We start from the raw sequence: 9514 nt of genomic DNA, 5'->3' as shown, positions 1-9514 counted from the left end.
AGCGGCCTGGACAGCCTGGTCAACCAGCCGCAGCAGCAGTACGACCGCCGCCTGGTCACCCCCTGGGTGCGGGACCTGTACTCCGTCGCCTACGAGCGCAGCTACCGCGGCCTGCCGGTCGTCGGCGGCGACGCAGTCGTCCTCGCGGACGGGGAGGGCAAGGTCCGCGCCCTCCAGTCGGCCTCCTCGACCGTGATCGACGTGTCGGTCACCCCGACCGTGACCGCCAAGGCGGCGGAGTCCTCCTCCCGGGCCGAGCTGGCGAAGGTGGACAAGGTCGAGAGCAGCCGCCTGGTCGTCCGGCTCAAGGACGACAAGCCGGTCCTGGCCTGGGAGACGGTCCTGACCGGGTCGACGAAGTCGGCGCCCAGCCGGATGCACGTCTTCGTGGACGCCCGTACCGGCAAGGTCGTGGACCGCTGGGACGAGGTCGTCGCGGGCACCGGCAACAGCAAGTGGAACGGGCCCAACCCGCTGACGATCGACACCACCGCGTCCGGCGGCACCTACTCGCTGCGCGACCCGAACCGCCCGGGCCTGAGCTGCCAGGACTACAGCACCGGCACCGTCTTCTCGAAGTCCTCGGACTCCTGGGGCACCGGCAACCCGACCTCCAAGGAGACCGGGTGCACGGACCTGATGTTCGCCGCGCAGAAGCAGTGGGACATGCTGCGCCAGTGGCTCGGCCGCAGCGGCGTCGACGGCAACGGCCGCAGCTTCCCGGGCAAGGTCGGACTGAACGACCTCAACGCGTACTGGGACGGCAGCTCCGTCACCATCGGCCACAACAGCGCCAACGAGTGGATCGCCGGCATCGACGTCGTGGGCCACGAGTACGGGCACGCCATCGACACCAACACCCCCGGCGGCACCAGCGGCCAGGAGGCCGGACTCGGCGAGGGCACCGGTGACATCTTCGGCGCGCTGACCGAGGCCTACGCCAACGAGCCCTCCCCGTACGACACCCCCGACTACACCGTCGGCGAGATGATCAACCTCCAGGGCCGGGGCCCGATCCGCAACATGTACAACCCCTCGGCGGTCAACAACGACCCCTCCTGCTACAGCTCCTCCATACCGAACACCGAGGTGCACGCGGCCGCGGGACCCCTGAACCACTGGTTCTACCTGCTGGCCGAGGGCAGCAACCCCGGCGGCGGCAAGCCGAGCAGCAGCACCTGCAACCAGTCCACGGTGACCGGCGTGGGCATCCAGAACGCCGGCAAGATCTTCTACGGCGGCATGCTGCTCAAGACCAGCAGCATGTCCTACAAGAAGTACCGGACGGCGACGCTTAGTTCGGCCAAGACCCTCGACACCTCCTGCGACCTGTTCAACAAGACCAAGGCCGCCTGGGACGCCATCAGCGTGCCCGCCCAGTCCGGCGACCCGACCTGCACCCCCACCGGGCAGGGTGACTTCTCCCTCACCCTCAACCCGGCCTCGGGCAGCGTGCAGCAGGGCGCCTCGGTGACCACCACCGTGGCCACCAGCACCACCACCGGCCAGGCCCAGCAGGTCACCCTCTCCGCCAGCGGCCTGCCCGCCGGGGTCACCGCCTCCTTCAACCCGGCCACCGTGCAGTCCGGCCAGTCCTCCACCCTGACCCTGTCGGCGAGCTCCACCACGGCCCCCGGTCCGGCCACCGTCACCGTCAAGGGCCAGGGCGCCTCCCTCGCGCACACCGCCGACTACGCCCTGACCGTCGGCGGCGGCCAGCCCGACCCCACCACCCCGCCGGACATCAGCGCGGCCAACGTCCAGGCCCACCTGAACCAGCTGGGCACCATCGCCACGAAGAACGGCGGCAACCGCCGCGCCGGCAGCGGCGGCCACACCCAGTCCCTCGCGTACATCAAGGGCAAGCTCCAGGCCGCCGGCTACACCGTCACCGAGCAGAACTGCACCTCCTGCACCTACCCGTCGAACAACCTGATCGCCGACTGGCCGGGCGGCCCCGACGACCAGACCGTGATGTTCGGCGCCCACCTCGACAGCGTCTCCGCCGGCCCGGGCATCAACGACAACGGCTCCGGTTCCGCCACCCTGCTGGAGAACGCGCTGGTCCTGGCCCAGAAGAACCCCACCATGACCAAGCACGTGCGGTTCGCCTGGTGGACCGACGAGGAACAGGGCCTCAACGGCTCGAAGTTCTACGTGGGCCAGCTGAGCAGCGCCCAGCGCGCCGCCATCAAGGGCTACTACAACTTCGACATGGTCGGCTCGCCCAACGGCGGTTACTTCATCAACAACCTGAACTCCACCACCGCCGCGCCCCTGAAGGCGTACTGGACCTCGCTGAACCTCGCCCCCGAGGAGAACACCGAGGGCCAGGGCCGCAGTGACGACTACTCCTTCCAGCAGGCCGGCATCCCCACCTCCGGCTACGCGGCCGGCGCCAGCGCCCGCAAGACCTCCGCGCAGGCCTCCAAGTGGGGCGGCACGGCGAACGCCGCGTACGACTCCTGCTACCACAGCTCCTGCGACACCCCGAGCAACATCAACGCCACGGTCCTGGACCGCAGCGCCGACGGGGTCGCCTACGCCATCTGGAAGCAGGCCGTCGGCAGCGGCACCCCGGCGTCCGACTTCTCCCTCTCCGCCTCCCCCGCCGCCGGCACCGCCGCCCCGGGCGGCAGCGTCACCTCCACGGTGAACACCGCCACCGTCAGCGGCAGCCCCCAGAACGTCGCCCTGACGGTCTCGGGCGCACCGGCCGGAGTCACCGCCACCGTCAGCCCGTCCTCCGTCCAGTCCGGCCAGTCCGCCACCCTCACCGTCCAGGTCGCCGCGGGCACCGCCCCCGGCACGTCCACCCTGACCGTGACCGGTACCGGAACCACCACCCACAGCACCACCTACACCCTGACCGTCAGCGGGGGCGGCGGCAGCTGCACCCCGGCCCAGGTCGTCGCGAACGGCGGCTTCGAGAACGGCGCGAGCCCCTGGAGCGCCACCTCCGGGGTCATCACCAACCAGGCCGGCGAGGCCCCGCACAGCGGCGCGTACATGGCGTGGCTGAACGGCTGGGGCTCCCCGCACACCGACAGCGCCTCGCAGTCGCTGACCCTCCCGGCCGGCTGCTCCTCTGCCCGCCTCGCCTTCTACCTGCACATCGACACCGACGAGACCGAGCCCACCGTCTACGACACGTTCACCGTCTCGGTGGGCGGCCAGACCCTGGAGACCCTGTCCAACGCGGACGCGGGATCCGGCTACGTGCTGAAGAGCTACGACGTCTCCCAGTTCGCCGGGCAGACCGTCACCCTGCAGTTCCAGGGCGTGGAGGACCAGTCCCTCCAGACCTCGTTCGTGGTCGACGACGTCACCCTCCAGGTGAGCTGACCGACCCCGCGGCACCCTGAGGGGCCCGGTCCGGCACCCCGCCGGACCGGGCTCCGCCGTGTCCGCCCCTGGCCACGGCGGCAGGGGAGCCGCGTGGCTTTGGACACGGCGGCGCATCCCGGCCCGGAAAACCCTCCGGCATGATCGGTTCCCCATACACCGATGCCAGGAGATCCCGCACATGTCCGACATCTTGGTCCGCGCCGCACGGCCCGGGGACTTCGCCCAGTGGCGCTCCCTCTACCGGGGCTACGCCGACTTCTACGGGGTGGAGCAGACCGAGGAGGCCGCCGCGACGGTGTGGGCCTGGGTCAACGACCCCGCGCACGAGGTGAACGCCCTGGTCGCCGAGGACTCCGGGGGCCGGCTGCTGGGCCTCGCCCACTACCGCCTCGCCCACTACCGCCCGTTCGCCCGCCCGCTGTCCGCGACGACGGGCTGCTTCCTGGACGACCTGTTCGTGGCCCCCGAACACCGCGGCTGCGGCGCGGCCGACCTGCTGCTGGGCGCCCTGCGCGAGCTCGCGGCGGAGCGCGGCTGGAGCGTCGTGCGGTGGATCACCGCCGACGACAACCACCGGGCCCGGTCCAAGTACGACCAGGTGGCCACCCGGACCATGTGGGTCACCTACGACATGCCCCCCGGCCGCTGACCCCGGCCGCTCAACCCTCCCCGACGGCGTCCGCGCAGGCGGGGCACACCCGGTCCGCGTACTCCTCGGGGTACCAGGGGGCGCCGGTCCGCCCGGCGGCCGTGCCCATGGCGAAGGTGTCCCGGCCGCAGAGGGTCCTGGGCCCGCGCACGGCGTGCTGCCCCGGGGCGGCGGGCGCGGCGTGCACCCGCAGGACGGCCCCGGGACCGGGTTCCCCGTGGCCCGGCGGGTCGTACTCGTACACGACGACGGTCTCGCTCATACCTCCGACGATAGGCGGCCCGGCCGCCCCCCGCCGGACCGGCGCGACCGGGCCCGGTCAGCGGCACGCCCCGGCGGCCAGTTCCAGCTCGTCCGCCCACACGGCCGGGTCCCGGGGGCCGGCGTGCGGCGCGGCCAGGGAGCGGACACGGAACCGGTTGTGCGGGGTCGCCGCGTCCGCCTCGCGGATCATCAGGTCCTGGAGCGCGAGCGGGATGGAGTGGTCTCGGGTGAACCGCAGGAAGGTGCGCGGCACCCGCCCCCACTTCTCCGGCAGCCCCCGCGCGTCGGCCTTCCCGATCGCCGCCGACTCGTCCGGCTCCAACGTGGCGATCAGCGCCCGGACGGCGTCGTCGGGCCAGTCGGCGGCGAGCGCGTCCTTGGCCGTCGCGAAGAAGGCGGGGTCGCCCGAGCGCCAGTTGACCCGGTCGACCCCGAGTCCGGGTGGGGTCGCGACCCGTTCCAGCCGCAGCAGTGCGCTGCTGGAGGCCTCCGGGGCGGCCATGAGCTGCGCGGCGGAGGCGTGCCCCGTCGGGCAGAACGCGGAGGCGTACACCAGGTGGGAGACCAGCTCCGGCACCCGGTTGGCGACCGCGTTGAGGGTCACCCCGCCCATGCTCTGACCGACCAGCACCACCGCCCCGAGCCGGGAGGCCCGCCGCACGACGCCCACGACGTGCTCGGCGAAGTCGTCCAGGGTCACCTTCCCGAGCGGCGAGGGCTCGGTGCGCAGCCCCTCCAGGTTCTGCGGGGTCTGGTAGGAGGCGGGGTAGTACGCGCCGCGCCCGTGCCCGGGCAGGTCGACGGCGACCGCCTTGTGCCCCCGCAGACCCAGCTCGGCGAGGACGGGGGCCCAGCCGTAGGAGTTGCTCCCGGCCCCGTGCACGAGCACGAACACGGGCGCCACGCACCGCCGCTCCTCCGCCCGGGCACCCCCCGCGCCTCCGACACCTGCCGCGACCCCGGCTCCAACGACGGCGGCAGCCTTCAGCACCCCGCGCCGGGAACGCGGTCCGGATCCCCTGCTGTCATTCGATTCGCTCATGCGGCGACTCTAGGAGCGGGCCCGTGAGCACTCACCGCATACCGGCCACGCCCCCGCCGCGTCGTGTCAGCCGGGGCGGCCCGAAACCGTCGGCGCCGACGGCAGGTCTTCCTCCGGAGCCTGACGCCACCCGACGGCCCATCAGGTCGGGCGTCCCGGAGTCTTGACTCCTTACGCGCCAGTAGCGATTCTCATGCCCACCATTGTGCCGGGCATGACAATCCATGCCTCGGTCCGACCGCGCTCTCCGCCGACCGAAGGCATGAGTGATCACCTTGACCCCTCCTCCACGCCCGCGCCACCGGCGTCGACGCCCCTTCGCGCTCCTCACCCTCCTGCTCGCCGCGTGCGCCATGATCCTCGGGCCCGCGCCCGCGTCCCTCGCCGACTCCCCGGCCGACCCCGGCTGGTGGAACCCCACCGCCCGGCCGCAGCCGGACTCCGGCATCAACGTGACCGGTGAGCCCTTCAAGGGCACCGACGCCCAGGGCAAGGTCCGCGGCTTCGTCGACGCGCACGACCACCTCATGTCGAACGAGGGCTTCGGCGGCCGGCTCATCTGCGGCAAGCCCTTCTCCGAACTCGGCGTCGCGGACGCCCTCAAGGACTGCCCCGAGCACTACCCCGACGGCACCCTGGCCGTCTTCGACTTCATCACCAAGGGCGGGGACGGCAAGCACGACCCGAACGGCTGGCCCACCTTCAAGGACTGGCCCGCCCACGACTCGCTGACCCACCAGCAGAACTACTACGCCTGGGTCGAGCGGGCCTGGCGCGGCGGCCAGCGGGTCCTCGTCAACGACCTCGTCACCAACGGGGTGATCTGCTCCGTCTACTTCTTCAAGGACCGCGGCTGCGACGAGATGACCGCCATCCGTCTCGAAGCCCAGAAGACGTACGACATGCAGGCGTTCATCGACAAGATGTACGGCGGCCCCGGAAAGGGCTGGTTCCGGATCGTCACCAGCTCCGACCAGGCGCGCGAGGTGATCAAGCAGGGCAAGCTGGCCGTCGTCATGGGCGTGGAGACCTCCGAGCCCTTCGGCTGCAAGCAGATCCTCGACGTCGCCCAGTGCTCCAAGGAGGACATCGACCGCGGCCTGGACGAGCTGTACAAGCTGGGCGTGCGCAGCATGTTCCTGTGCCACAAGTTCGACAACGCCCTGTGCGGGGTGCGCTTCGACGAGGGCGCCCTCGGTACGGCGATCAACGTCGGCCAGTTCCTGTCGACCGGAACCTTCTGGAAGACCGAGCAGTGCACGGGCCCCCAGAAGGACAACCCGATCGGCCTCGCCCCCGCGCCCACCGCGCAGAAGGAGCTCCCGGCGGGCGTGGCGGTGCCCTCGTACTCCGCCGACGCCCGGTGCAACACCCGCGGCCTCACCGAACTCGGCGAGTACGCCGTACGCGGCATGATGAAGCGGAAGATGATGCTCGAGGTCGACCACATGAGCGTCAAGGCCGCGGGCCGGGCCTTCGACATCCTGGAGTCCGAGTCGTACCCGGGCGTGATCTCCTCGCACAGCTGGATGGACCTCGGCTGGACCGAACGCCTCTACAAGCTGGGCGGTTTCGCCGCCCAGTACATGAGCGGCTCCGAGGCGTTCAGCGCGGAGGCCAAGCGCACCGACGCGCTCCGCGAGAAGTACCACGTCGGCTACGGCTACGGCACCGACATGAACGGCGTCGGCGGCTGGCCCGGGCCCCGGGGCGCCAACACCCCGAACCCGGTGAAGTACCCCTTCCGCAGCACCGACGGCGGCTCGGTCATCGACCGGCAGACCGCCGGGCAGCGCACCTGGGACCTCAACACCGACGGCGCCGCCCACTACGGCCTGGTCCCCGACTGGATCGAGGACATCCGGCTCGTCGGCGGACAGGACGTGGTGGACGACCTGTTCAAGGGCGCCGAGTCCTACCTCACCACCTGGGGCGCCTCCGAGAAGCACCAGGGCAGCGTCAACCTGGCCACCGGCTCGTCCGCCTCGGCTTCCACCTCCGAGTGGTGGAACCCCTTCGTGGACTACTCGCCCGCCCGGGCCGTGGACGGCGATTCCGGTACCCGCTGGGCCAGCGAGTGGAACGACGCCCAGTGGCTGCGCATCGACCTCGGCTCCGCGCACCGCGTCGGCCGGGTCACCCTCGACTGGGAGCGCGCGTACGGGAAGGCGTACCGGATCGAGACGTCCACGGACGGCACGAACTGGCAGACGGTCTGGTCCACGACCGACAGCGACGGCGGTCTGGACACCGCCCGGTTCGACGGGGTGACGGCCCGCTACCTCCGGGTGCAGGGGGTCCAGCGCGCCACCCAGTGGGGTTACTCCCTGCACGAGGTCGGCGTCTTCAGCAGCTGAGGCGGCGGGGGCCGGCCGGACCGGCCGGATCCGGGGCGGCCGCGGACCTCCTGGACGTGATCACCGGTCATGTCCAGGAGGTCCGGGGCCGTGCCCCTCAGGCCGGGTCCGCCGCCTGCCACACGGTGGTGATGTTGCAGAACTCGCGGATGCCGTGCCCCGAAAGCTCCCGGCCGTAGCCCGAGCGCTTGACGCCGCCGAAGGGCAGGGCGGGGTGGGAGGCCGTCATCCCGTTGACGAAGATGCCGCCGGCCTCCAGCTCCTGGACGAACCGGTCCAGGTCGGCTTCGTCCCGGGTCCAGACGTTGGAACTCAGCCCGAACGGCGTGTGGTTGGCCCGCTCCACGGCCTCGTCGAGGCTGCCCACCCGGTACAGGGTGGCCACGGGCCCGAAGGTCTCCTCCAGGTCGATCCGCATCTCCGGCGTGACGTCGGCCAGCACGGTGGGCTCGTAGAACCAGCCGTCGGGGTGCCCGGGCGGGCGCCGGCCCCCGCAGAGGACGGTGGCCCCCTGCCGGACGGCGTCGTCGACCAGTTCCTCGACGTCGGCGCGGCCGCTCTCGGTGGCCAGCGGGCCGACGTCCGTGGACTCCCGCATCGGGTCGCCGACGGTCAGGGCGGTCATGCCCTCCGTGAAGAGCCGGGCGAACTCCTCGTAGACGTCGGTGTGGACGATGAACCGCTTGGCGGCGATGCAGGACTGGCCGTTGTTCTGCACCCGCGCGGTCACGGCGGTCTTCGCGGCGCGGGCGATGTCCGCGGAGGGCATCACGATGTACGGGTCGCTGCCGCCGAGCTCCAGGACGGTCTTCTTGACCTCGTCCCCGGCGACCGAGGCCACCGCCCGCCCGGCCGGTTCGCTGCCGGTCAGGGTGGCCGCGGCCACCCTGGGGTCGCGCAGGATGCCCTCGACGGGGCCCGAGCCGATCAGCAGGGTCTGGAAGCAGCCCTCCGGGAAGCCGGCCCGCCGGAAGAGGTCGCCCAGGTAGAGGGCTGTCTGGGGGACGTTGGAGGAGTGCTTCAGCAGGCCCACGTTCCCGGCCATGAGCGCGGGCGCGGCGAACCGCACGACCTGCCAGAGCGGGAAGTTCCACGGCATGACGGCGAGCACGACGCCGAGGGGCCGGTAGCGCACCCGGACGGCCGAGGCCCCCGCGTCGCGGACGTCGGAGTCGGCGGGGCGTTCGTCCGCGAGGAGGCCCTCGGCGTTGGCCGCGTACCAGCGCATGGCCTTGACGCACTTGGCCGCCTCGGCGCGGGCCGCGGCGAGCGGCTTGCCCATCTCGACGGTCATGGTGCGGGCGATGTCCTCGCCCTCGGCCTCGAGGAGGTCGGCGGCGCGGTTCAGCAGCGCCGCGCGTTCGGCGAAGCCGGTGCGCCGGTAGGTGACGGCCGTGCGCGCGGCCTCGTCCAGGCAGCGTTCGATGCCGTCGGCGTCGAGTGCGTCGAAGGTGCGCAGGGTCTGGCCTGTCGTGGGGTTGACGGTGGCGATGGGCATGGTCGGACCTTCCTGGGAGGGAGCCGCCCCACCGACCCTGCCCGCCCGCCGCCGGAGGCGCAACGCGAACACCGGCCGTCGCCGCACCTGCTGAGACGTTTCCGCACCGGGTCCGCCCCGGTCGCACAATGGGACCAGGAGACCCGGAGGAGCCGGGCGGAAGGCACACGGACCGTGGACGAGCGGGCACAGGACGACCCGGAGCGCCGCCGGGCATGGGCGCGGGAGCTGGTGGCGGGCCTCACCGCGGCCGAGGACGCGGACCGGGCCCTGGCCGCCGTACTCGACCCGGAGCCCGATCTGCAGGCGGAGAACGACGCCCGCCGCGCCCGCGCCGTGCACGCGGCCGCCATGGG

At 72.1% G+C, this 9514-nt stretch carries 6 protein-coding genes and 1 pseudogene; 4 read left to right on the top strand and 3 right to left on the bottom strand.

What is annotated here, in order from left to right; genetic code table 11:
• Positions 1 to 3345, top strand: a 3345-nt coding sequence (locus VR44_RS44220) for a M28 family peptidase (protein ID WP_052713849.1), incomplete at its 5' end; no start/stop codon positions are given.
• A gap of 181 nt (positions 3346 to 3526) precedes the next feature.
• The gene (locus VR44_RS27260) at positions 3527 to 3997 is read left to right on the top strand and encodes a GNAT family N-acetyltransferase (RefSeq protein ID WP_045950266.1); all 471 of its coding nucleotides are present in this window, start codon (positions 3527 to 3529) and stop codon (positions 3995 to 3997) included.
• A gap of 10 nt (positions 3998 to 4007) precedes the next feature.
• On the opposite strand, the gene VR44_RS27255 is transcribed toward VR44_RS27260, so the two are convergent.
• Together VR44_RS27255 and VR44_RS27250 are read right to left on the bottom strand one after the other, a co-directional pair.
• Positions 4008 to 4259 (bottom strand): hypothetical protein, encoded by a 252-nt coding sequence (locus VR44_RS27255; protein ID WP_045950265.1) that lies wholly within the window; start codon positions 4257 to 4259, stop codon positions 4008 to 4010.
• A 57-nt stretch (positions 4260 to 4316) separates the two neighbouring features.
• Positions 4317 to 5165, bottom strand: coding sequence for an alpha/beta fold hydrolase (locus VR44_RS27250; protein WP_045950264.1), 849 nt, complete (start codon positions 5163 to 5165; stop codon positions 4317 to 4319).
• Positions 5166 to 5656: 491 nt separating this feature from the next.
• On the opposite strand from VR44_RS27250, the gene VR44_RS27245 reads away from it, so the two are divergent.
• Positions 5657 to 7660 (top strand): galactose-binding domain-containing protein, encoded by a 2004-nt coding sequence (locus tag VR44_RS27245; protein ID WP_045950263.1) that lies wholly within the window; start codon positions 5657 to 5659, stop codon positions 7658 to 7660.
• Between the two features lie 97 nt (positions 7661 to 7757).
• Here VR44_RS27245 and VR44_RS27240 read toward each other — a convergent pair whose 3' ends face one another.
• Positions 7758 to 9158 carry an NADP-dependent succinic semialdehyde dehydrogenase gene (locus tag VR44_RS27240; protein ID WP_045950262.1) on the bottom strand — a complete coding sequence of 467 codons (1401 nt, stop codon included), beginning with the start codon at positions 9156 to 9158 and terminating at the stop codon, positions 7758 to 7760.
• A 174-nt stretch (positions 9159 to 9332) separates the two neighbouring features.
• Here VR44_RS27240 and VR44_RS46070 point away from each other — a divergent pair.
• A pseudogene (locus tag VR44_RS46070) lies at positions 9333 to 9514 on the top strand (hypothetical protein); the annotation flags it as partial.

This window comes from Streptomyces katrae (assembly GCF_000966975.1).
In the GTDB taxonomy this organism is placed as follows: domain Bacteria; phylum Actinomycetota; class Actinomycetes; order Streptomycetales; family Streptomycetaceae; genus Streptomyces; species Streptomyces katrae.
This window is presented reverse-complemented; position numbering and strand designations above follow the sequence as displayed.

What these genes read in the sequence shown, in the direction of transcription:
- VR44_RS27245 (WP_045950263.1), top strand. Translation starts at nt 5,657, where the DNA reads ATGATCCTCGGGCCCGCGCCCGCGTCCCTCGCCGACTCCCCGGCCGAC.
- VR44_RS27255 (WP_045950265.1), bottom strand. Translation starts at nt 4,259, where the DNA reads ATGAGCGAGACCGTCGTCGTGTACGAGTACGACCCGCCGGGCCACGGG.
- VR44_RS27240 (WP_045950262.1), bottom strand. Translation starts at nt 9,158, where the DNA reads ATGCCCATCGCCACCGTCAACCCCACGACAGGCCAGACCCTGCGCACC.
- VR44_RS27260 (WP_045950266.1), top strand. Translation starts at nt 3,527, where the DNA reads ATGTCCGACATCTTGGTCCGCGCCGCACGGCCCGGGGACTTCGCCCAG.